The 22,800-nt window shown below is 45.9% G+C and carries 21 protein-coding genes; 18 read left to right on the top strand and 3 right to left on the bottom strand.

Annotation, left to right across the window (positions count from 1 at the left end; genetic code table 11):
* The first annotated feature begins 7 nt into the window (after window positions 1–7).
* From Q4G98_RS01085 to Q4G98_RS01055, 7 genes are all read left to right on the top strand, one after another.
* Window positions 8–1,246 (top strand): bifunctional 3,4-dihydroxy-2-butanone-4-phosphate synthase/GTP cyclohydrolase II, encoded by a 1,239-nt coding sequence (locus Q4G98_RS01085; RefSeq protein ID WP_177560917.1) that lies wholly within the window; start codon window positions 8–10, stop codon window positions 1,244–1,246.
* Between the two features lie 38 nt (window positions 1,247–1,284).
* On the top strand, window positions 1,285–1,746 hold the full coding sequence (gene ribE / locus Q4G98_RS01080) for a 6,7-dimethyl-8-ribityllumazine synthase (protein ID WP_177560916.1): 462 nt from the start codon (window positions 1,285–1,287) through the stop codon (window positions 1,744–1,746).
* A 44-nt stretch (window positions 1,747–1,790) separates the two neighbouring features.
* Window positions 1,791–2,645: an Hsp33 family molecular chaperone HslO gene (gene hslO / locus Q4G98_RS01075; protein ID WP_177560915.1), complete on the top strand. Its 855-nt coding sequence runs from the start codon at window positions 1,791–1,793 to the stop codon at window positions 2,643–2,645.
* A 197-nt stretch (window positions 2,646–2,842) separates the two neighbouring features.
* Window positions 2,843–3,910, top strand: a complete 1,068-nt coding sequence (gene recA, locus Q4G98_RS01070; protein ID WP_177560914.1) for a recombinase RecA — start codon at window positions 2,843–2,845, stop codon at window positions 3,908–3,910.
* Window positions 3,876–4,391, top strand: coding sequence for a regulatory protein RecX (locus Q4G98_RS01065; RefSeq protein WP_177560913.1), 516 nt, complete (start codon window positions 3,876–3,878; stop codon window positions 4,389–4,391). The genes recA and Q4G98_RS01065 overlap by 35 nt, the downstream gene beginning before the upstream one ends.
* Window positions 4,392–4,512: 121 nt before the next feature.
* The gene (rny, locus tag Q4G98_RS01060) at window positions 4,513–6,057 is read left to right on the top strand and encodes a ribonuclease Y (protein WP_177560912.1); all 1,545 of its coding nucleotides are present in this window, start codon (window positions 4,513–4,515) and stop codon (window positions 6,055–6,057) included.
* A gap of 151 nt (window positions 6,058–6,208) precedes the next feature.
* Window positions 6,209–6,610, top strand: coding sequence for a hypothetical protein (locus Q4G98_RS01055; protein WP_177560911.1), 402 nt, complete (start codon window positions 6,209–6,211; stop codon window positions 6,608–6,610).
* A gap of 50 nt (window positions 6,611–6,660) precedes the next feature.
* Here Q4G98_RS01055 and rpmB read toward each other — a convergent pair whose 3' ends face one another.
* The gene (rpmB, locus tag Q4G98_RS01050) at window positions 6,661–6,852 is read right to left on the bottom strand and encodes a 50S ribosomal protein L28 (protein WP_177560910.1); all 192 of its coding nucleotides are present in this window, start codon (window positions 6,850–6,852) and stop codon (window positions 6,661–6,663) included.
* A 110-nt stretch (window positions 6,853–6,962) separates the two neighbouring features.
* Here rpmB and recG point away from each other — a divergent pair, with 110 nt between their 5' ends.
* From recG to Q4G98_RS01030, 4 genes are all read left to right on the top strand, one after another.
* Entirely contained in the window at window positions 6,963–9,026 is a 2,064-nt protein-coding gene (gene recG, locus Q4G98_RS01045) for an ATP-dependent DNA helicase RecG (RefSeq protein WP_177560909.1), read from the top strand.
* A gap of 18 nt (window positions 9,027–9,044) precedes the next feature.
* Window positions 9,045–9,737, top strand: coding sequence for a TVP38/TMEM64 family protein (locus Q4G98_RS01040; RefSeq protein ID WP_177560908.1), 693 nt, complete (start codon window positions 9,045–9,047; stop codon window positions 9,735–9,737).
* A gap of 105 nt (window positions 9,738–9,842) precedes the next feature.
* Window positions 9,843–10,274: a GNAT family N-acetyltransferase gene (locus Q4G98_RS01035; protein WP_177560907.1), complete on the top strand. Its 432-nt coding sequence runs from the start codon at window positions 9,843–9,845 to the stop codon at window positions 10,272–10,274.
* A gap of 120 nt (window positions 10,275–10,394) precedes the next feature.
* On the top strand, window positions 10,395–11,921 hold the full coding sequence (locus Q4G98_RS01030; protein ID WP_177560906.1) for a [FeFe] hydrogenase, group A: 1,527 nt from the start codon (window positions 10,395–10,397) through the stop codon (window positions 11,919–11,921).
* A 42-nt stretch (window positions 11,922–11,963) separates the two neighbouring features.
* On the opposite strand, the gene hydF is transcribed toward Q4G98_RS01030, so the two are convergent.
* Complete coding sequence (gene hydF, locus Q4G98_RS01025; protein ID WP_298565683.1) at window positions 11,964–13,190, bottom strand: [FeFe] hydrogenase H-cluster maturation GTPase HydF; 1,227 nt, start codon at window positions 13,188–13,190, stop codon at window positions 11,964–11,966.
* A gap of 205 nt (window positions 13,191–13,395) precedes the next feature.
* Between hydF and Q4G98_RS01020 the strand changes: the two genes are divergently transcribed.
* Window positions 13,396–14,019, top strand: coding sequence for an acetate uptake transporter (locus tag Q4G98_RS01020; protein ID WP_177560904.1), 624 nt, complete (start codon window positions 13,396–13,398; stop codon window positions 14,017–14,019).
* Between the two features lie 56 nt (window positions 14,020–14,075).
* Here the strand turns inward: Q4G98_RS01020 and Q4G98_RS01015 are convergent, their stop codons facing one another.
* Complete coding sequence (locus tag Q4G98_RS01015) at window positions 14,076–15,128, bottom strand: nicotinate phosphoribosyltransferase (RefSeq protein ID WP_177560903.1); 1,053 nt, start codon at window positions 15,126–15,128, stop codon at window positions 14,076–14,078.
* Between the two features lie 126 nt (window positions 15,129–15,254).
* Here Q4G98_RS01015 and Q4G98_RS01010 point away from each other — a divergent pair, with 126 nt between their 5' ends.
* The 6 genes from Q4G98_RS01010 to xerC all read left to right on the top strand — a co-directional run bounded on the left by Q4G98_RS01010 (window position 15,255) and on the right by xerC (window position 22,785).
* Entirely contained in the window at window positions 15,255–16,379 is a 1,125-nt protein-coding gene (locus tag Q4G98_RS01010) for a glycosyltransferase (RefSeq protein WP_177560902.1), read from the top strand.
* 115 nt (window positions 16,380–16,494) lie between these two features.
* Entirely contained in the window at window positions 16,495–17,592 is a 1,098-nt protein-coding gene (gene dprA / locus Q4G98_RS01005) for a DNA-processing protein DprA (protein ID WP_298565688.1), read from the top strand.
* Window positions 17,593–17,606: 14 nt separating this feature from the next.
* Entirely contained in the window at window positions 17,607–19,724 is a 2,118-nt protein-coding gene (gene topA / locus Q4G98_RS01000; protein WP_293662271.1) for a type I DNA topoisomerase, read from the top strand.
* Window positions 19,708–21,033 carry a methylenetetrahydrofolate--tRNA-(uracil(54)-C(5))-methyltransferase (FADH(2)-oxidizing) TrmFO gene (trmFO, locus tag Q4G98_RS00995; RefSeq protein ID WP_301961801.1) on the top strand — a complete coding sequence of 442 codons (1,326 nt, stop codon included), beginning with the start codon at window positions 19,708–19,710 and terminating at the stop codon, window positions 21,031–21,033. Before topA ends, trmFO begins: the two co-directional genes overlap by 17 nt.
* Window positions 21,034–21,039: 6 nt before the next feature.
* A complete protein-coding gene (locus Q4G98_RS00990; protein ID WP_293662273.1) occupies window positions 21,040–21,699 on the top strand; it encodes a YitT family protein in 660 nt (219 codons plus the stop codon).
* A gap of 168 nt (window positions 21,700–21,867) precedes the next feature.
* Window positions 21,868–22,785 (top strand): tyrosine recombinase XerC, encoded by a 918-nt coding sequence (gene xerC / locus Q4G98_RS00985; RefSeq protein ID WP_177560897.1) that lies wholly within the window; start codon window positions 21,868–21,870, stop codon window positions 22,783–22,785.
* Window positions 22,786–22,800: the final 15 nt, after the last annotated feature.

Below are 22,800 nucleotides of genomic sequence, written 5' to 3'. Positions count from 1 at the left end.
TATGAAAATGGAAGAGTTTAAATTTAATACAGTTGAAGAAGCGATAGCGGCAATGAAAGCCGGAAAAATGGTGCTGGTGACTGATGACGAGGACAGGGAAAACGAAGGCGATCTGATTATGGCGGCCGAGCTGTGCACGCCGGAAGCGGTCAATTTTATGGCAAAATATGCCCGTGGGTTGATTTGTATGCCGGCAGCGCCTGAGATCATGGACAAGCTGCAATTTGGCGCTATGGTGGCTAAAAATACCGATAATCACGAAACTGCGTTCTCCGTGTCGGTCGATCATGTGGATACCACAACAGGCATTTCGGCACATGAACGTGCTTATACAATGAAAAAGTGTGCTGACGCTAACGCACAGCCTGAGGATTTCCGCCGTCCGGGGCATGTGTTCCCGCTGCGTGCCCGTGAAGGCGGCGTGCTGCGCCGTACCGGACATACCGAGGCGACTGTTGATCTGTGCACTTTGGCAGGCTTGAAGCCGGTCGGTATCTGCTGCGAGATCATGAGTGAGGACGGCAATATGGCCCGTACTCCCGAATTGAAAGAATTTGCTAAAGAGCACGGTTTGGTATTCATTACAGTAGCGGCTTTGGTTGCTTACCGTAAAGCACATGAAAAAATGGTGCACCGTGCGGCTGAGGCAGCTCTGCCGACTAAATACGGTACTTTCCGTGCCATCGCATACGAGAACGATCTGGATGATCTGTGCCACGTAGCTATCGTGAAGGGCGATGTGGCTGGCAAAAAAGACGTTCTGGTACGCGTCCATTCCGAGTGTCTGACCGGCGATGCTTTCGGTTCACTGCGCTGCGACTGCGGCGATCAGCTGGCAACAGCGATGCGGATGATCGAAAAAGAAGGCTGCGGCGTCGTGCTGTATATGCGTCAGGAAGGCCGTGGGATCGGACTGGCAAATAAGATCAGGGCTTACGCGCTGCAGGATCAGGGGTATGATACAGTGGAAGCTAATGTGAAGCTGGGCTTTGCTCCCGATCTGCGTGATTACGGCATCGGCGCCCAGATCCTTGCTGACCTGGGGTTGACCAGCGTGCGTCTGATCACCAACAATCCGGCGAAACGGGTAGGGCTTTCCGGCTATGGCATTACTGTCAGCGACAGGGTGCCCATCGTTATCGACGCCAATCCTTTCAACGAATTTTATCTGGAAGTCAAAGAGGAAAAAATGGGGCACGAGCTGCACGAAGGACATACGCATAAACACTGCAATTGCTGCAGCTGATATAAAAAATCAAATCAACGAAGATGGAGGCAATGAATATGAAAACTTTAGAAGGTCAATTAACAGCACAGGGTATGAAAGTGGCTATTGTTGTAGCCCGTTTTAACGAATTTATCACCAGCAAGCTTTTGAGTGGTGCTATCGATTGTCTGGAACGTCATGGTATGGAAAATGAAAATATCACCGCCGTTTGGGTGCCGGGTGCTTTCGAGATCCCTTTGGCTGCCCAGAAGCTGGCTGTCAGCGGCAAGTATGACGCCGTTATCTGCTTAGGCGCCGTTATCCGCGGTTCAACTCCGCATTTTGATTATGTTTGCGCTGAAGCTTCCAAAGGCGTGGCGCATGTGGGACTGCAAACCGGGGTACCAGTAGCCTTTGGCGTACTGACTACTGAAAATATCGAACAGGCTGTAGAACGTGCCGGTACCAAAGCTGGCAATAAAGGCGTTGACGCTGCGATGACTGCTATCGAAATGGTCAACCTGCTGAAAAACATCTGATTTAAAAACGTAAGTTAAGCGTAGAATTCCAAGAGGTAAATATAATGAAAGATATTCTGACTAAAGGCACGGCTGAAGGCGTGCGCATTTATGCACTGTGTACTACCAATCTGGTACAGGAGGCTGCCGCCAGGCATCATACCTCCCATTTGGCTAGTGCCGCTTTAGGCAGGGCAATGAACGGCGCCCTGCTTTTAGCAGCCACTATGAAAGATAATGAACGCATCACCCTGCGTCTAAAGGGTGACGGTCCGATCGGTGAGGTTGTTGCCGATGCCGAAGGCACGAACGTGCGTGGGTATGTAGGCGACCCGGACGTGTTTTTGCCGCTGAAAAACGGTAAGCTGGATGTGGGCGGCGCTCTCGGTGCCGGCAATATCATCGTGACCCGCTATCTGCAGAACGCTGAACCCTTTACCGGTTATGCCGAGCTGGTTGACGGCGAGATCGCCAGCGACCTGACTAATTATCTCTATACTTCCGAGCAGACTCCGTCTTCGGTGGCATTGGGTGTTTTGGTCAATAAAGAGGGACAGGTCATAGCCTCCGGCGGCTATTTTATTCAGGCCATGCCTGGCTGCGCCGAGGAGACGCTGGCAAAACTGGAAGAAAATATCAGTTTAACGCCTTATGTTACACAGCTGCTGGAGCTGGGCTATACTCCCGAAAAGATGATCGAAACGATTGCCCGCGGTCTGGAGGTAACGATCCAGGAGAGCGTGGAGCTGAGCTACAAATGCCGCTGCAGCAGAGAAAAGATTCTGGGTGCGCTGGCGACTTTGGGGCAGGAAGATCTTACTGCCATGAGCGAGGATGAGGAAACAGAAGTGCATTGCCAGTTCTGCAACGAAACCTATAAATTCAGCGGGGCAGAAATTGCCGGCCTGCTGAAAAAATAAAGCAACTGCCTGAAACCGCAGGAACATTTTGTTTTTGCGGTTTCAGTGTTTTTGTCAGGTGGGCTGCAGGCAGCTCTTTAAAGCTGGCAAGGTTTGATTTTGCGGCAGCAGATAAATAAATCTTGACATATCGAACAGCTGTTTGTATACTATTGATAGATGATAATTGACAGCAATTAAACAGGAGGCTTGATTAAATGAGTACGGAAAAACTGAACGCTGACAAAACAAAAGCGTTAGAAAATGCAATGCGCCAAATCGAAAAAGATTTCGGTAAAGGTTCGATCATGAAATTGGGCGAAGCCAGCGCAAAAATGAACATTGAGGTCATTCCGACCGGTGCTTTGTCTTTAGATATAGCTTTGGGAGTAGGCGGTATCCCCCGCGGCAGGGTCATCGAGATCTACGGTCCTGAATCTTCCGGTAAAACTACTGTTGCCCTGCATATGATCGCCGAAACACAGAAAATCGGCGGTTACGCAGCGTTTATCGATGCTGAGCATGCTTTAGACCCTGAATACGCACGTAAATTAGGCGTTGACGTCGACAATCTGCTGATCTCTCAGCCTGATAACGGCGAACAGGCTTTGGAGATCGCCGACGCTCTGGTACGCAGCGGCGCCATCGACATCATCGTTATCGACTCCGTTGCGGCTTTGGTACCGCGTGCCGAGATCGAGGGCGAGATGGGCGATTCGCACGTTGGTCTGCAGGCCCGTTTGATGAGCCAGGCGCTGCGGAAGCTGACCGGTATCATTTCCAAATCGAAATGCGCCACTGTTTTTATCAATCAGATCCGTGAAAAAGTCGGTGTTATGTTTGGTAATCCTGAAACGACTACCGGCGGCAGGGCACTGAAATTTTATTCAACTATCCGTCTGGACGTACGCCGCATCGAAACACTGAAAAACGGCAACGATATGATCGGCAACCGTACCCGTGTTAAAATCGTCAAAAATAAAATCGCTCCGCCTTTTAAACAGGCTGAATTTGATATCATGTACGGCGAAGGCATCTCACATGAAGGCTGTATCGTTGACCTGGGCGCAGAGTTTGACATCATCAACAAAAGCGGCGCCTGGTATTCCTATGGCGAAGTACGTTTGGGCCAGGGTAAGGAAAAGGTCAAAGATTTCCTCAAAGAAAATCCGGAAATGGCTGCCGAGATCGAAGCGAAGATCCGTGAGCTGACCATTGCCAAACCAGCCAGTGCAGAAAGCGGTGTAAGCGATGCTGAACCGGTCGTCCAAGAACTTAACGACTGAGCAGGAAGCGTATGATTATGCTTTGGATATGCTGAGCTACCGTGATTACAGCCGCAAGGATATGGAGCTGAAGCTGAAACGCAAAGGCGCAGCTCCCGGCATTATCGCAGGCACTATGCAAAAGCTGCTGGAATATGGTTTTCTGGATGAAAAACGTTATGCCCAGAAGGTTTTTGAAGCATGGCTGGCTAAAAAATATTATGGCAGAAATCATCTGCGGCTGGAGCTGCAGAAAAAAAATGTAGCTGAACGTTATATCAACGGTATTTTGGCGCAGCTTTCTGAAGCAATGGAGCAGGAACGGGCCGAGTATGCTTTGGGAAACTGCCTGAAACGTAATCCTGAAAAATATGATCCTGCTACCAGGGAAGGACGTGCCGCTATCGGCAGATTCCTGTATGCGCGGGGCTTTGCAAGTAAATATATTCAAAAAAGCATTAATAATATACATGGCTCAGTGATACTAATGGATGATTGTTAACTTGACTTTTATATAAAATCCATTTAAAATTATAGTATCCAATCGTGTTAATAATTAATGAATGTTATCCACGAGGCGACAATAGTTTGTTGCCTCATTTTTTTTAAAAATTAATAAGGAGGTGAAAATCATTTTAGAACTTATCGGTATTACTATCGGTGCTGGTGCCGTTGGTGGTGCGATCGGTTATTTAGTACGTAAAAATGTTGCTGAAAACAAAATTGCTACTGCTGAAGAAACCGCTATTCGTATCATTCAGGACGCGGAACAGACCGGTGAAGCCAAACGCAAAGAAGCGTTAGTAGAGGCTAAAGAAGAAATCCACCGCATGCGCAGTGAGATGGAACGAGAAAATAAAGAGCGTCGCAGTGATATCCAACGTCAGGAAAGACGTCTTTTACAAAAAGAAGAAAATCTTGACCGTAAGATAGAATCTTTTGAGAAAAAAGAGGAACACTTAGCCGTCCGAGAGGCATTCCTCAGTGACAGTCAGGCTAAAGTCGATGCATTATATCAAAAACAACTGGGTGAATTGGAACGTTTGTCCGGTTTATCTACCGAAGATGCTAAAAAAGAACTTCTTCAATCCGTTGAAGAAGAAGTGAAACATGAAACCGCTATGCTCATTAAAGATTTGGAGCAGCAGGCGAAGGAGGAAGCAGACAAGAAGGCCAGAGAGATCATTTCCCTGGCGATTCAGCGTTGTGCTGCCGACCACGTAGCAGAAACTACTGTTTCTGTAGTAGCCCTGCCTAATGATGAAATGAAAGGCCGTATCATCGGTCGAGAAGGCAGAAATATCCGGACTCTGGAAACTTTGACCGGTATTGACCTGATCATTGACGATACTCCGGAAGCGGTAATTATTTCCGGCTTTGACCCCGTACGCCGTGAGGTCGCCCGCGTTGCTCTGGAAAAACTGATCAACGACGGCCGTATCCATCCGTCCCGTATCGAGGAAATGGTTGAAAAGGCACAAAAAGAGGTTGAGCAGAAGATCAAGGAAGCAGGCGAGCAGGCTACTTTTGCAGTAGGTGTGCACGGATTGCATCCTGAGCTGATCAAGCTGCTGGGCCGCTTAAAATATCGTACCAGCTATGGTCAAAATGTTCTGAATCATTCTATCGAGGTCGCTCATCTGGCAGGCCTGATGGCTTCCGAATTGGGTGTAGACGTAGTTTTAGCCAAACGTGCGGGCTTACTGCATGATATTGGCAAAGCTATCGACCACGAGATGGAAGGTTCTCACGTTGAGATCGGTATGGAAATCGCTAAGAAATATCGTGAATCTGAATTGGTACTCAATGCTATCATGGCCCATCATGGCGATGTAGAGCCTAAGAGTGTTGAAGCAGTTCTGGTAGCTGCAGCTGATGCTGTTTCTGCCGCAAGACCTGGCGCGAGACGCGAAACATTGGAAAGCTATTTGAAACGGTTAACTCGATTGGAAGAGATTTCTGAATCTTTTGAAGGCGTTGAAAAATGCTTTGCTGTCCAAGCAGGACGCGAGATCCGCATAATGGTCAAACCTGACCAGATCGATGATGCTACATCTATTTTGTTGGCACGCGATATTGCTAAAAAGATCGAAGCCGAGATGGAATATCCCGGTCAGATCAAGGTTGTCATCATCCGTGAAACACGCGCTGTTGACTACGCAAAATAATAGGTTTGAAAATAAATCCCCGAGCCGTCAGGTTCGGGGATTTTTTACATAATTGTTACGATTTATTCGTTTAAAGCACTGCGCTAGCTGTTTGTTTTATGTTATAATATGAGTACTGATTCATTATTTAAAATTTTCTGGAGGTCAGTTGATGAGAATTGATGGTGCCGGCGGTTGTTTTGATAACCGCATTTACGAAATAAACAATAAAAGTGCGTGGAATCTGCTGCTGCTTACAGTCAACGAAATGGGCGTGACGGTTGATTCCCGTGACGACGAAAACTGTATTCTTGAGTGTCACAGCGAGCAAAAACTGATGCGTTTTTCGGCACAGGCAATGGATGAAGAAACGACGCAGGTTTTTGCTGATGTGCATGGAAAAAGGATCCAGGTCTATAATTGGAAGCCTCAGGATAAAGAGGTCAACCTTTTTTATGACTTATTTGAAAACAAACTGCGCGAATACAGGGCTTTTATTCTTTGCCCCGGCTGTAAAGCAAAAATCAGTTCACTGGTAAAATTTTGTCCGGAATGCGGTGTACCGGTAAAATAAAAATAAACCAAATACCGTTAGGTATTTGGTTTATTTTTAATAATCATAGATTAGATAGCGCGGGTAACTTTACCGGAACGCAAGCAACGAGTGCAAACATTAACGCGTTTTACAGAATCGTTAACAATAGCCCTTACTTGTTGAATGTTCGGTTTCCAAGCACGTTTAGTATGTCTATTGGAATGGCTGACGTTATTGCCAGCGAGAGTACCTTTGCCGCAGACTTCGCAAATGGATGCCATGAGTCCCACCTCCTTAACGTATTACGAGCATTAGTTACAAATTTAACAAAAGTATCATACCATAGACTGTAGGTAAAAGCAAGTAAATTTTATAGATTGGCAGTGATTTTATGTGGTGGCGTGAGCCTGTTACCAGTTTAAAGGGTATAGGGATAAAAAAGGCTTTAGATTTTCAGAAATTGAATATTGAAACAGTCGGCGATCTGCTCAACAGGTTTCCGCGCATGGACAGTTACCTTGATTATTCCAAGGTAAAAAGCATCGGCGAATTGACTACTGATAACGAAAAACAGCTTTTCAGCGGCGAAGTATTTCGGATCGCCGATAAATATTCCGGCAAAGGCAGACGTTATACGGTAGTTACAGTTCAGGATGAGAACGGTTATGCCGATATTTTTCTTTTTGCAGCACAGCGTTATCAGGCGCGCAAATATAAGCCGGGGATGCGGTTGATCGTTATTGGCAGGGTGCGGCGTGGTCCAACGGCTAAATTTGTTTCTGAGGCGTTTATTCAAATTGCTGACAGCGACGATAATGTAGCTGCTTTGGGGATTTTACCTGTCTATAGTCTGGCTGGCTCGTTAACGCAGGGTGTTATACGTACGGCGGTCAAACAGGCGCTGGCTAAAGCCGCGCAATATCTGCCGGAAACGCTGCCGGCAGGTCTTATTGCTGCAAGGCAGCTGCCGGACCGGTATACTGCTTTGAAGAATATTCACTTTCCTGAGAACTTTGCCAAATTGGCAGAAGCTAAGCAAAGATTTATTTTTGAAGAACTGTTTTTACTGCAATGCGGGCTGCTCTATTATCGTGACCGGATCAAAGAGGTCAGGCAGGGGATCAAGCACAGCGCGGACGGTAAGCTTGTTCAGGCTTTGAAAAGCTCGCTGCCCTTTGAGCTGACTGAAGCCCAGCAGAAGGCCTGGCAGGAAATATCGCTGGATATGCAGGATAATAAACCAATGCACAGATTGCTGCAGGGCGATGTCGGGTCCGGTAAGACCGTTATATCGGCTCTGGCTTTGGCTAAAACTGCTGAAAACGGTTATCAGGGCTGCATTATGGTGCCGACAGAGATTTTGGCGCAGCAGCATTTTGAGACCCTGACAGAGTATTTAGGCAAACAGGGCTTGCGGGTAGAGCTTTTGACCAGCAGCGTGAAAAAAGCTAAACGCCGGGAAATCTTAGAGGATCTGGAGTTGGGTGAGATAGATGTGCTTGTGGGAACCCATGCCCTGATCCAGGACGATGTTGTGTTTGCCAGATTAGCGTTGGTAGTTACAGACGAACAGCATCGTTTCGGTGTCGAGCAGCGGGCAAAATTATCTAATAAATCCCAGTTTGCTCCCGATATTCTGGTTATGACAGCGACGCCGATCCCACGAACTCTGGCTTTGACTATTTATGGTGATCTTGATACTTCCATGATGCAGGGCAAGCCGGTGGGACGCAAGCCGATCGAGACCTTATGTTATACCGGGGAGAAGCGTAATGCCGTTTATGAGGGACTGGTGCGTCAGGTCCAGTCTGGTCATCAGGCTTATGTTGTCTGCGCTCTGATCGATGAATCTGAAGGTGTGGAAGCGCGTTCGGCAATAGAAGTTTATACGGAGCTGCAGGCAACGTATTTAAAAAATATTCCCTGCGCTCTGCTGCATGGGCGGTTGAAAAATCAGGAAAAAGAAGATATTATGACCCGCTTTGCCGCAGGTGAGATCAAAGTGCTGATCACAACGACAGTTATTGAAGTCGGGGTCAATGTTCCTAATGCAACGCTGATGATCATTGAAAATGCCGACCGATTCGGCTTGGCACAAATGCATCAGCTGCGCGGCAGGGTAGGACGCGGCAAGGACCAGTCATACTGCGTGCTGCTTACGGACAACGATAATCAGGAAACACTGGAGCGGCTGCAGGTGTTGCGTGACAGCGATAACGGTTTTTTCCTGGCGGAAAAAGATCTGGAACTGCGCGGCGCCGGTCAATTATTCGGTTTACGTCAGCACGGCTTGCCTGATTTATATATTGCTGATATACTGCAGGATATAGGTGTTTTGATAGAAGCGCGCGAATTAGCTAAAAAAGCGTTTCAGGACCCGCAGATGCTGCGAGAGATAGAAGGTGCCCTCAGCAGTCAATTTGATGAACGGTTCCAGCGTATTTTTTATTCTTAGATTACTGAGGGAGATAAAATGGAGAATGGAACAAAATGGTATCGCGATCCCGATATCATAACTAAACTTGTTGCAGTAGCGTTATTAGTAGTGCTGGGGTGCTGCATTCATTTCTTTGCACAGGATTTTTTTGATAAAGCTCTGAGGCTGGTAGTCAGCGGCAATGTCAACGCATTAGCGGAATACTTGCGTTCCTTCGGCCCCTGGGCAATAGTCATCAGCTTTCTGCTGGATGTTTTTATCAATGCTGCCAGTATTTTTCCGTCGATCTTTCTTTCAACTGCCAACGGTTTGATTTTTGGTTTGCCTTTAGGTATTCTGATCTCCTGGCTGGCAGAAACAGTCGGCGTTGTTATCAGCTTTTTGCTGATGCGCTATTTCTTTCGCGGAGCAGCTGAAAAAATCATTGCAACCAGCAACAGCTTAAAAAATATCGATGAAGCCAGCGGCAAAAACGGTCTGCAATGGATGGCCTTTGCCAGAGCGCTGCCGTACTTCCCGTCGGGGATATTGACCGCTGTAGGCGCGCTCAGCCGGATCAGCGTCCGTGATTATATCATTGCCAATCTGATCGGTAAATTCCCTTCAACGGCGCTTGAAGTAGTTATCGGGCATGACGTAGTAAATTTTCGGCAGAATAGTATGCGTCTGACGATTTTAGTCATAGTTACAGGCGTCGTATTTTGGGCATATAAAAGATATAAAAAATAACTGTATAAGCTGAAAAATTGAATTATATCACATTTAAAATGTAAATATATATACTTTTGGCTAATAAGGTGTATTAAACAAATCGGTATTTGCTGGAGGGATAAAATGAATGTAGAATATCGAGCATATAAAGATTTACCTTGTGATAAGTTATATCAATTATTTCTGGCGGTAGGCTGGGCGGAAGATAGTACAACATCACAAGGAATGATAGATAGTTTTAATATTGGTTTCGTTAATTCAACGTTTGTTTTTTCTGCGTGGGTTGATGACAAATTAATAGGATGTGTAAGGGTTTTAAGTGACTTATATTTTCGTTCGATTATTTATGATTTGGCCGTTTTGCCTGAATTTCAAAATAAAGGTATTGGTAAAGAATTAGTGCAAAGATGCAGAAATGCTTGTGAAAGTTCAGAATGGTTAGTGCAGACAGATATAGCAAAAGGTTTTTATGAGAAAATCGGTTTTAAAGAAAATAATGATTCTTTTCTTACAATTCCTTGTAAATTGTTTCAAACAATGAAGGTCAAAAAATAACTGCTTAATTGCAGTTATTTTTTGGTGCAATCAGGATAATAATTTTCTTTTAGTATCTCTTGTAAGAATAATTGAAAGCAGTTATAATATGTAGAGTAATAAAAGAGGAGGGTCTTTTATATGAGTAAACATCAATTTACGGATAACCGTGTTGCAATCGAGCCGGATAATCCTGCTGTACAAAGGCTTGAATTCAAATGCATCAAATGTGGTTCCTGCAAAACAGTCTGCACTGATTATATCGGTGTCTGCGGCACCTATGATCTTAAGGCGACCGGAGATGTGCCTATCTGCATCAACTGCGGCCAGTGCGCTAATGTGTGCCCGGCAGACAGCATTACCGAAAAGGTTGAGGCTTATGAAGTAGCGGCTGAAATGCGCGATCCTGAAAAGATCGTGATTTTCAGCACTTCTCCTTCTGTGCGTATTGCTTTAGGTGAAGAATTTGGTATGGCGGACGGCAGCTTCGTTGAAGGTAAAATGGTAGCGCTGCTGAAAAAACTGGGTGCAGACTATGTGCTGGATACTAATTTCGCCGCTGATTTGACGATCATGGAAGAAGCCAGCGAGCTGGTGGAACGTATCACTAAAGGTGAAAAGCCGCTGCCGCAGTTTACCAGCTGCTGCCCGGCCTGGGTCAAATTCGCTGAAACCTATTATCCGGAAATGCTGCCGCATATTTCCAGCGCAAAAAGCCCGATTGGAATGCAGGGGCCGACGATCAAAACTTATTTTGCCAGGAAAATGGGCATTGATCCTCAAAAAATCGTTAATGTTGCCGTTACTCCCTGTACGGCTAAAAAATATGAGATCCGCCGCGACGAGATGAATGCGGCCGCCAGACATTTGGGCATTGAAGGTATGCGTGATATGGATTATGTGATCACGACGCGTGAGCTGGCACTGCTGGCGAAGGATGCAAATATTGATTTTACCACTTTGGAAGATCAGGTATATGACGACTTTATGGGTCTTGGTTCCGGTGCCGGCGTGATTTTCGGCAATACCGGCGGCGTTATGGAAGCCGCTGTACGCAGTGCTTACACCTTCGTTACGAAAAAAACTGCGCCGGCAGCTTTATACGACCTGCAGCCTGTGCGCGGTCTGGAAGGTATCAAGGAAGCTTCGGTAGATATTGACGGTCTGGAAGTAAAGGTCGCTATCGTCTATGGTACTGCTAATGTCCGTAAATTGATCGAAAAAATTAAAAGCGGCGAAAAAAGCTATCATTTTGTTGAGGTCATGACTTGTCCGGGTGGCTGTATCGGCGGCGGTGGTCAGCCTAAAGATAGGGAATATAAAGGCGATGCTTTGCGCGCCAAGCGTATCGAAGGTCTTTATAAACGTGATGACTCGATGCAGCTGCGTTTAAGTCATGAAAATCCTGAAATCATCAAATTATATGAAGAATTTTATGGTGAACCGCTCAGCGAACTGGCCGAGCAGATGCTGCACACCATGTATTTCGATAGAAGCGCTGATCTGGGCGGAGTTTATATCGCTCCGACAGAAGTTAAACCTGCGGCTGGCTTAAAACAATTCCGCTGTAAGGTCTGCGGTTATATCTACGAAGGCGCAAGCCTGCCGGAAGATTATACCTGCCCGACCTGCGGCGTTGGCGCCGAAATGTTTGAAGAAGTACAATAAAGTTTAAGTAAAAAGCTGAAACCAAAAGGTTTCAGCTTTTTATCATTTATCCAGCAGTTTATAAATTTGAGGGAAGGGCTCGACCGTACGTTTTAAAATGCCGTTGATGTAGGCGATAGTAATACCGTAGTTGGTGATGGGAATATTTTGATCGACGGCACATTTGAGGCGGTACTGCATTTCCCGTTCATTCAGCATACAGGCGCCGCAGTGGATGATCATTTTATAAGGGGAGAGGTCAAGCGGAAATTCTGTGCCGCTGGTAAAAATAAATTCAGGATTTTTACCTGTATATTCTTTGATCCAGCGGGGCAACTTGACAGTGCCGATATCGTCGCACTGGCGGTGATGGGTACAGCCTTCGCCGATCAGTATCTTGTCACCGTCCTGAAGGCTGTCGAGTGCTGTAACGCCCTGGACTGCGGTTTGCAGGTTGCCTTTATATCGGGCAAAAAGGATCGAAAAAGAAGTCAGATGAATATCGGCAGGCGTTTCTGCGGCAACTTTTTTAAAGACCTGGCTGTCGGTGATAACCAGCTGTGGACGTTTGCCTAAATTTTGCAGTGTGTTTGCCAGTTCATTTTCTTTGACGACGATGGCGGTAGCGTCTGCTTCCAAAATATCACGGATCGTTTGCTGCTGCGGCAGGATCAGGCGTCCTTTGGGAGCGGCAGAGTCAATGGGGACGACCAGAACTACGAAGTCGCCTGGAGATAGCAGATCAGCAACCAGGCGTGCTTTGTTTTCATCTACAGGTGCTGCTTTAGCAATGGCTTCTTTAAGTTCAAAAATATTGAGCTTCTGTGCTGCGCTGACGAATAGAGGCTTATTTTCTGGCAGCAGCGCCTGGCAGGCAGTTTTTTTATCTTCATCTATGGTTTCGCATTTATTGATAACCACGAGCAGAGGGATTTTTTTGGCATTGATCCGTTCTATCAAACGCAGGTCTTCAGCAGAAGGCCCGGCAGCGGCATCAATAACCAAAAGCGCTATATCGGTTTTATTAAGAACCTGATAGGCTTTTTGGATGCGCAGGCTGCCTAGCACGCCTTCGTCGTCAATACCGGGAGTGTCGATAATCATTACGGGCCCCAGAGGCAGGATCTCCATAGCTTTATAAACAGGGTCGGTAGTGGTACCCTTTGTTTCAGAAACGATTGCCAGATTTTGACCGGTGATAGCATTGATCAGACTGGATTTTCCGGCGTTGCGTTTACCGAAAATACCAATATGAACACGTTCTGAAGCTGGGGTGGTATTTAAACTCATAAAATCACTTCCTTCTATATAAATTATATACTAAAATAGTGCAGAAATAGTACAAATAAGTTTTCTGAAAAATATACAATATCACACTTGTATACAAAATTGCTAAATTTTTGTAACAGTTATTGACGATGCTGTTAGTTTTAAAGTATATTATATATGCGTGTGGAATAATTCACAACCAAACCAAAATAAAGGAGGCGTATGAATGAGTACTAATAATGATTCAACGCAGCATGTTCAAATCGCAGTAGCCGACCCTACACCCTTGGGACTGTTTGGTCTGGCCGTCGTAACAATGGTGGCTTCTGCACAAAAATTGGGTATCGTTGAAGGTGTATCCTGGGTTTTGCCGTGGGCACTTTTCTGCGGGTCCTTTGCCCAGCTGTTAGCTGGTTATTTTGATTATTGTCATCGCAATATTTTTGGCGCAACCATCTTCAGTGCTTTCGGCTTTTTCTGGTCCGCAGTAGGTATGAGCTGGATGATTAAAGCAGGAGCTTTTGGTCCTGGTCTTGCTGCCGGTGTGGACACTAAAGCTATTGGTTTTGCATTTTTGGCCTATTTTATATTTGCCTGCATTGGTACCATTGCTGCGTCCTCTGCAAGTCTGTTCTTATTCGTAGATATGGTTTTCATTGATATCTTACTTTTAGGTTTAGCTTTAGACGGGCTTGGTATCGGCGGTCATTTCCCGCATACCATGGCTGCTTATGCTGAAATGGCAGTAGCGCTTATTTCCTTATACGGCGCCGGAGCAGGCTTCCTCAATAATTTCTATGGCCGTCAGTTCTGGCCGGTTGGAGCTCCGCTGGGTATCTGGAAAAAATAATCTTGTTTGCTAAAAAAGCACTGTGAATTGCTCACAGTGCTTTTATTTTTTCAAAATTACTTAACCAGTTCCAAACGGGGGTTGGGCAGATAAACGCGTCCTGCTTTGGCGCATTCTTTGCCGTTGACCATAACTATATCGGCAGTAAAGTTGATGTTGCCGTCAAAAAGGCTTGAGCCGACGGCATAAGTATCTACAGGTATATTTAAAGCTTCAAATTCAGTGATGCGTTCGACGTCGAAACCACCGGAAACGATGATTTTTACATAATCGAAACCTTCTGCGTCTAAAGCTTTTCTGACATTCTGCACAAGTTCTTTGCAGACGCCAGTCGGTTTGAACATGCCCATCTGGCTGAGCAGACTTTTGTCTACCATAGTGCCGGAGGTGTCAAGGCGTACTCCCGCTAATTTGCGGCCTAATTTGCGCGCTACCTGCAGGGATGTTTCAACACAATCATTATCAAAATCAACTAAAGCGATACGGGCGATGTCGGGTGCGACATACTTATCAAAAGCACAGGTTGCCGCTACCGTGTCGCCGTTGTAGGCAGCGATCAGAGCGTGGGGGATAGTTCCCAGGCCGATGCCGTTGCTGGCTAAAGCGTTAGCGTCAGTAGAAAAGCCTTTGATGCCGCCGATCATCGCGGCATAACCGTCAGATTCCTGGGTTTGCCAGGTGTCATAGCGGGCGGGGAAGAAAAGTACAGGTTTGCCGTTGGCGGCAGTTACGACGCGGCGTACGTTAGTGGCGATACGGCTCTGACGCGCCAGAAAACCAAGATAAACCGTTTCCAGATGGGCAAAGTCGGCCAGATCACCTTCGATAGTCATCAAAGTTTCCCACGGAGCGACTTCGTCACCGTCGTGTAAAGCGTGGATCGTAATATTTTCAGGATTGTGTGCGCAGGTTTTGATCAGGGCGATACTTTCATCAATACCGCAAACAACTACCGGTTCACGGGTGAAAAGCTGCATCATGACCCTGGGATGGTGATTATCGCCATTCAGTATCTCCTCGGTACGCATAAAATAAGCGTCGGTGTAATAACCGGCTTTGATTTTTTCTACCGGAAAATGAAAATGTTCAACTGGTAAACGATTTTTCATGATAACCTCCATCATTAAATATAGAATAAATTAGCTCTTGATATTGTGCTAATTACATTTTATGATACAATAATAGCGCTACAGGTTCAAGTTTTTTGATAAATTTTTCTTAAATGGAGTTTCTAAATGGCATCTTGCGAGAAGAAATATACAATATTATTATTGTCAGCTCCGATAGGCTCAGGGCATAAACTGGCTGCTCAGGCACTGGAACAGTCTTTTGCACTGGCAGAGAATGTGTGTGTTGTGCACGGAAGTGTTTTTGATTTTTTCCCGGGCAGTATCGGCAAGGCTTTCTTAAGTTTTTATTTATGGGTACTTTCTTACTGTCCCTGGTTGTATGAACTGGCGTATAAGTGGGGAAATCGTCAAAGCGGTTCTTTATGGCTGCGCAATTTGATCAACAGTATCTTAGCAGGGCTGGCACAGGATTTTCTGACCAGAACAAATCCTGACGCTGTAATTGCGACGCACGCTACACCGGCAGGTATCATGGCGATCTATAAGAAAAAATTCAAGCCTGATTTGTTGTTGGGCGCGGTGGTTACTGATTATACGGTGCATAAATGGTGGCTGTGCGAAGGAGTAGATGTATATTTTTCGGCGGCAGAAAACCTGCTTCCGCAGTTTGCTGCTTTGAGCACTGAGGTTTTACCAACAGGGATACCTGTTCGAAGGCAGTTTTATCAGGAGCACGACCGTCAGGAGCTGCGCCGTAAATTTAACTGGTCTGAGCAGGATATAGTGTGTCTGCTGATGGGCGGCGGCGAGGGACTGCTGCCTATGGAAAGTATTGTTAAAGCTTTTCACGGTAATTTACCGCAGCATTTGAAAATTATTGCGGTCGCCGGCCATAATGAAGGCTTACAGCACCGGCTGGAAATTTTTAAAGAGGTGCCTTTGACGGTCTATGGATTCACAGATGATGTGCCTGAGTTATTACTGGCGGCAGATATAGTTGTGACCAAAGCGGGCGGCTTGACAGCGGCCGAAACTTTGATTGCCGGCTGCAGCTATATTATTTATAAACCGCTGCCGGGGCAGGAAACCGGTAATGCTGTTTATTTGGAGCAATATTGCGGAGCGCAGGTGGCACGATCGCCGCAGGAGGTAAAAACTATGGTTTGCCGTTATGCAAAGCTTGCCGCGCCTGTACGTCTTGCAGAAAGGCAGCAGCGCAGCATGAAATATGGCAAGCCTGAAGCAGCCCGAAAAATCAGCGATTACATTTTAAAAAAACTTGAAAAATAAGTAAAAACTTGACCGCTGGCTAAATCAACTCTATAATGAAATGGATTTGGAAAAAATAATATTTTGCGACACCCGGTTTTCGTGTGGATGCCTGCAATCTATCGGAGGCATTGACTTGGAACGTTATTATTGGGGTGCTTTAAGCGCTTCTGTCGGCTTGGGCAACAGCAAGCTTGAAGCTTTAGTTACAGTATTTGGCAGTGCGCGCAGTACATATCTGGCTGAACGCCAGGAGCTTTTGGCTGCTGGAATATATAAGGAAGCTGCTATTGACAAGTTTTTGAAGTTCAGGGATCTGTATTTACCTGAGCAGCTGCAGCGGTTTTGTGAGCGTCAGAAGGTGCGTCTGATGACGAGCAGTGATGCTGATTATCCAGCTATGTTAAAGCATATTGCCTTACCGCCGAAGGTTTTATATATCAAAGGTAATTTGCCAAGACTTGATTACAGTCTAGGTATCGTTGGTTCGCGCAGAGCTTCTGCTTATGGTTTGAAGGCGGCAGGAGATTTTGCTGCTGATCTGGCGGCTGCGGGACTGGTTATCGTCAGCGGCGGGGCCAAAGGTATTGACAGTGCTGCCCACAAAGGCGCGCTGCAGGCTGGCGGCAGTACCGTCGCAGTGCTTGGCTGTGGTATAGATGTTGTTTATCCTCGTGAAAATGCAGCGCTTTTCGAGCAAATATGTGCAAATGGGGCACTGGTTACAGAGTTTGCCCCGGGAACAGAACCGCTTGCGGCTAATTTCCCTTCGCGCAACCGGATTATCAACGGAATGACGAAGGGCATACTGGTGGTGGAAGCGGCAAAAAAGAGCGGTGCCATGATCACGGCGGAGTTTGCCGCGGATGAAGGACATGATGTTTATTGTATTCCAGGAAGTATCTACCTGCCTAACAGTATCGGCTGTCATAGCCTGATAAAATCCGGGGCACAGCTTGTGGATAGGCCGGAAGATATTTTGAATGATCTGGAATTGGGCCGCGGCAGCAGGCAGAAAATAGAGAATTTATCATTGTTTGCCGGTACTGAAACAGAAACTGTTTCAGAGCTGGCGCAGCAGTTGATGGATATAATGACACAGGAACCGGTTACTTTAGAAGAACTGGTAGAATTAAGCGGTCGCTCTCTGGCAGAGATCAGCGGGGAACTGCTGGATCTGCAAATGCAAGGTAAACTGGGCCTGGCAGACGGGCGCAGATATTACCGAATTTAGGAGGACTTATTATTATGACGAAAAATTTAGTAATCGTGGAATCACCTACTAAGTCAAAAACTATTGAAAAATTTTTAGGGCGTAACTATACGGTACGCGCTTCGATGGGACATTTGCGTGATTTGCCGAAAAGCCTGTTCGGTGTTGATATTGAACATGATTTTGAACCTAAATATATCAATATTCGCGGCAAGGGCGAACTGATCAAAGAATTGAAAACTCTGGCTAAAAAAGCTGATAAAATTTATCTGGCAACTGACCCTGACCGCGAAGGTGAAGCTATCGGCTGGCATTTAGCACATATTCTGGGCGTCGACCCGGAAGCAAACTGCAGGATCGAATTTCACGAGATCACGTCCGGCGCCATCAAAGACGCGTTGAAAAATCCTCGTCCGATCGATCTGGATAAAGTCGACGCGCAGCAGGCACGCCGTATTATTGACCGTATCGTGGGTTATCAGCTCAGCCCGTTGCTGTGGCGGAAAATCAGAAAAGGCTTGAGTGCCGGACGCGTGCAATCTGTAGCAGTAAAAATTATTGCTGACAGGGAAAAAGAAATTGCTGATTTTGTACCCAAAGAATACTGGACGCTGAATGCGAAGCTGCGCGAAAAAGCAAAAGCACCGATTTTTGAGGCAGAGGTCATCAAACATCTGGGTAAAAAGCTGGAAATTCGCTCGGCTGAAGAAGCGGCTGTTGTAGAAAAGGCTTTGGCTAAAGCTGCTTATGTTGTTGAAGAAGCAACGAAAAAGGAGCGTAAACGTAATCCGCTGCCGCCGTTCACTACCAGCAGCCTGCAGCAGGAAGCAGTGAAGCGTCTGAATTTTACTACTAAAAAGACGATGATGGTAGCGCAGCAGCTTTATGAAGGCGTCGCTGTGGGTAAAGAAGGCTCTGTCGGTCTGATTACCTATATGAGAACTGACTCTGTGCGTATTGCTGACGTCGCCGCTGAAGATATTCGCGGTTATATCGAAAGTGAATTTGGTAAGGAGTTCCGCCCTGCGCGTGCCAACAGCTATTCCAGTAAGAAAAATGCTCAGGACGCACATGAAGCGATCCGTCCTACCAGCGTACACCGTACACCAATGGAAATGGCAAAATATCTGAATAAAGATCAGCTGAAGCTATATTCTCTGATCTGGAACCGTGTCGTTGCAAGTCAGATGGCTCCTGCTGTTTTTGATGTCACTACCTTATTGATTGCCGCAGGAGATTATCAGCTGCGGGCGACAGGTTCGGTTTTGAAGTTTGAGGGCTTCTTAAAGCTCAGCGATAAAAAAGATCTGCTGGAAGAGAAGGATAAAAGCGTTCCCTATCTGGCAGCTAAAACACCAGTAGAATTATATAAGCTTTTACCGGCTGAACAGCACTTTACCGAGCCGCCTGCTCATTTTACCGAGGCTACGCTGGTTAAAGAGCTGGAAGATAAAGGTATTGGCCGCCCAAGTACTTATTCGCCTACGATCCAGACTATTCTGGACCGCGGTTATATTGCCAAGGAAGGCAAGAAACTGATGATTACTGAGCTGGGGCTCATGATCGTCGAGATGCTGACTAACTATTTTAAAGATATCATCGATATTCCTTTTTCGGCTGAATTGGAAACAGAGCTGGATGAAATTGCTGAGCATAAAGCCGATAAAACCCAAATACTGGAAAAATTCTATGGGCCGTTTGCTAAATTGATGGAAAAGGCCGATAAAGAAATTGAAGCGGTAGAAGCACCGGTAGAAGTCAGCGATGTGCAGTGTGAAAAATGCGGACGCATGATGGTGATCAAACAGGGGCGATTTGGTAAATTCCTGGCCTGCCCTGGCTTTCCTGAATGCCGCAATACAAAACCTATCCTGCATAAGATCGGTGTCAAATGCCCCGAATGCGGCGGCGAGGTTATCGAACGTAAAACAAAAACGCGCCGTATCTTTTACGGCTGCGCTAATTATCCTGACTGCAAATTTACTTCCTGGGACAGACCTACGGAAGAAAAATGTCCTAAATGCGGTAAGGTAATGCTGGAGCGCCTTGAAAAGAACGGTAATAAAAAATTGTATTGCTCCAACGAAAATTGTGAAAATGGCTTGCAAGTCAAAAAAGGAAAGGCAGGGCGTAAAAGTGCCAAAAGCAAATGAGCCGATTCATGTTATCGGCGCAGGTTTAGCCGGCTGTGAGGCCGCTTATCAAATAACCAAATATGGTATTCCTGTGATTTTGCATGAAATGCGTCCTGGAAAATCTGACGAAGCACATAAAACGGCAGATTTTGCTGAACTTGTTTGCAGTAATTCTCTGCGCGCCAATAATCTGGAAAATGCTGTCGGGCTTCTTAAAGAAGAGATGCGTCGCCTTGACTCGCTGATCATGCAGCAGGCTGATAAACATCAGGTCCCTGCAGGCGGAGCCCTGGCAGTTGACCGGGAAGGGTTTGCGCAGGGTATTACGGAAGCTGTCAAAAAACAGCCTTTGATCACTGTAGTTCATGAAGAAGTAACTGATTTACAGAAGCTTGAAGGTTATGTTGTTGTTGCCAGCGGTCCTCTTACTTCGCCGGCATTAGCCGAAAATATCAAACAACTGGTGCAGGCCGATTATTTTCATTTTTTTGATGCTGCGGCGCCGATTGTTACCGCAGAGTCTTTGAATTATGAAAAGGTCTATCGCGCCTCGCGTTATGATAAAGGCGATGCCGATTATCTGAATTGCCCGTTTGAAACAAAAGAAGAATATCTGGCCTTTTGGGAAGCGTTACGGACAGCTGAACTGGCGCCTGTCAAAGAATTTGAAAAAGAGGTCTTTTTTGAAGCCTGTATGCCGATCGAAGAAATGGCCCGCCGTGGCGAAGATACTATGCGTTTCGGACCGCTTAAGCCTGTAGGATTGGTTGATCAGAGAACGGGCAGGCAGGCTTATGCCGTAGTACAGCTGCGTCAGGACAATGCTGCTGCTTCGCTGTATAACTTAGTCGGGTTCCAGACCCATTTGAAATGGTCGGAACAAAAACGTGTTTTTGGTATGATACCAGGATTGGAAAATGCTGAATTTGTCCGGTATGGTGTGATGCATAAAAACTCTTATATAAATTCGCCTAAATTATTGAATGATAAATTTAATTTTACAGCCGCACCCAGATTTTATTTTGCCGGGCAAATGACCGGTGTGGAAGGTTATGTAGAATCGGCTGCCTCAGGCCTGATGGCTGGCATCCATGCCGCCAGGGCATATTTGGAGCTGCCGGCGGTAACCTTTCCGGAAGAAACGGCTCACGGTGCTTTGGCGCATTATATAAGCAATCCTGAAATCAAAGATTTTCAGCCGATGAATGTTAATTTTGGTCTGCTGCCGTCTTTAGGCAAAAAGATCCGCAATAAAAAAGAAAAAAACGGTCTGATTGCAGAACGTGCTTTAAATGCTTTGCAGGATGTACTGCAGGCAATCAAATAAATCGTTATGAGCAGGAAAGACACGCATACTTTATTTTATAAACTGCTGCGGCTACACTTTGGGCTGGCCTTATATTCTATCGGTTTGACGCTGGGAATACAGGCTAATATAGGTTTGGCGCCCTGGGAGGCTTTCGGTATCGGCGTTTCTTATGTTACCGGATTGTCCTACGGGACGATCAATGTTTTGACCGGACTTTTGATTTTGGTCGTGACAGTTGCTATGGGTGAGCGTTTTGGTTTAGGTACGATCCTCAATGCTGTTTTGATTGGCTTTGGCGTTGATGTACTTCAGTATTATCACGCTGTACCGCTGATAGAAAATTACTGGCTGGGTATTATCATAATGTTTTTAGGTCAGTTTTCTATCAGCCTGGGTACTTATTTTTATATCAGCGCCGGACTTGGTTCGGGTCCGCGTGATTCCCTGATGATCGGGTTAAAAAGGAGAATGCCCAGGGTGCCCATAGGTATGATCAGAGGCTTGATCGAAGGCAGTGTACTATTGGCCGGCTGGCTGCTGGGAGCGAAGGTCGGCTTAGGTACTGTGATCGCTGCTTTTGGTATCAGTACCATTTTACAGATGACGTTTAACTGGCTGCATTTTGACGCCAAGTCGGTTCAGCACGAAGGCATCTGGCAGACTTTGGGTATAAAAAAAGTTTGAAATTTTAAAAATAGCGGTCCAATGATTGGGCCGTTATTTTTGTTTATATTCAGATTTTTACACATTTTTGTGTATTCAATAAAAAATTCAAAAAATTTAGCACTTGGTTATTGAAATAGTTTCCTGGTTTATGATACTATAAGTCTACATAAGAAGAAGAGGTTTATTATGGCAGAATCAGCATTGCAATATCCAATGGTAGATAAGTTCCTCAGATACCTGCAGGTTGAGAAAAACACTTCGCCGCTGACTGTTAAAAATTATGCTGCTGATATAAGTTTATTCAGCAATTTTTTAACAGAACGGTTGGGCGGAGATTTTCAATGGCAGAAAATTGGAGTACTGGATATTCGTGCCTATCTGGCGCTGCTCAATAAAGAAAAGTATGCGCGGACAACTATTGCCAGAAGGATTTCTTCGCTGCGTTCTTTTTACAAGTTTTTGCTGCGCGAAAATTATGTAGAACAAAATCCTTTTGTAAAGGTAAGAACGCCGAAGCTGGAAAAAAGGCTGCCGGTATTTTTGGAAGAGCTGGAAATCAATGAAATTTTGACTATGCCTGACAAAGATACACTTGGACTGAGAGATCAGGCTATTTTAGAACTGCTTTATGCTACAGGCTGCCGTGTTTCCGAATTGGTAGGGCTTACAACAACTAACATTGATCTTGGCAGTCAATATGTCTTACTGCTGGGCAAGGGAAACAAAGAACGCATCGTGCCGATAGGGCATACCTGCTGTCAGGCTGTGCGGCAGTATTTGCAGGTTACACGCGGAGCTTTGATGGAAAAGTATAAAACAGCGGTGCATGATAAGGTTTTTGTTAATAGCAGGGGAGGTCCGCTGACGGATCGCAGTGTCCGCAGGATCTTAGATAAATATATAACCCAGCTGGCTATGCAGAAAAAAGTCAGTCCTCATACTATCCGGCATACTTTTGCCACACATCTTTTGGATCATGGTGCTGATCTAAGGGCTGTTCAGGAACTGTTGGGGCATGCCAACCTGTCTACAACGCAGATTTATACTCACATCACAACCGAACGTATTACTTCTGTATATCAGAAAAATCATCCGCGCGCTTAAAATTTGAGGGAGGAA

This window comes from uncultured Phascolarctobacterium sp. (genome assembly GCF_958349595.1).
In the GTDB taxonomy this organism is placed as follows: Bacteria; Bacillota; Negativicutes; order Acidaminococcales; family Acidaminococcaceae; genus Phascolarctobacterium.
The sequence above is the reverse complement of the archived record's forward strand: the minus strand, read 5'-3'. Positions and strand labels throughout refer to the sequence as shown.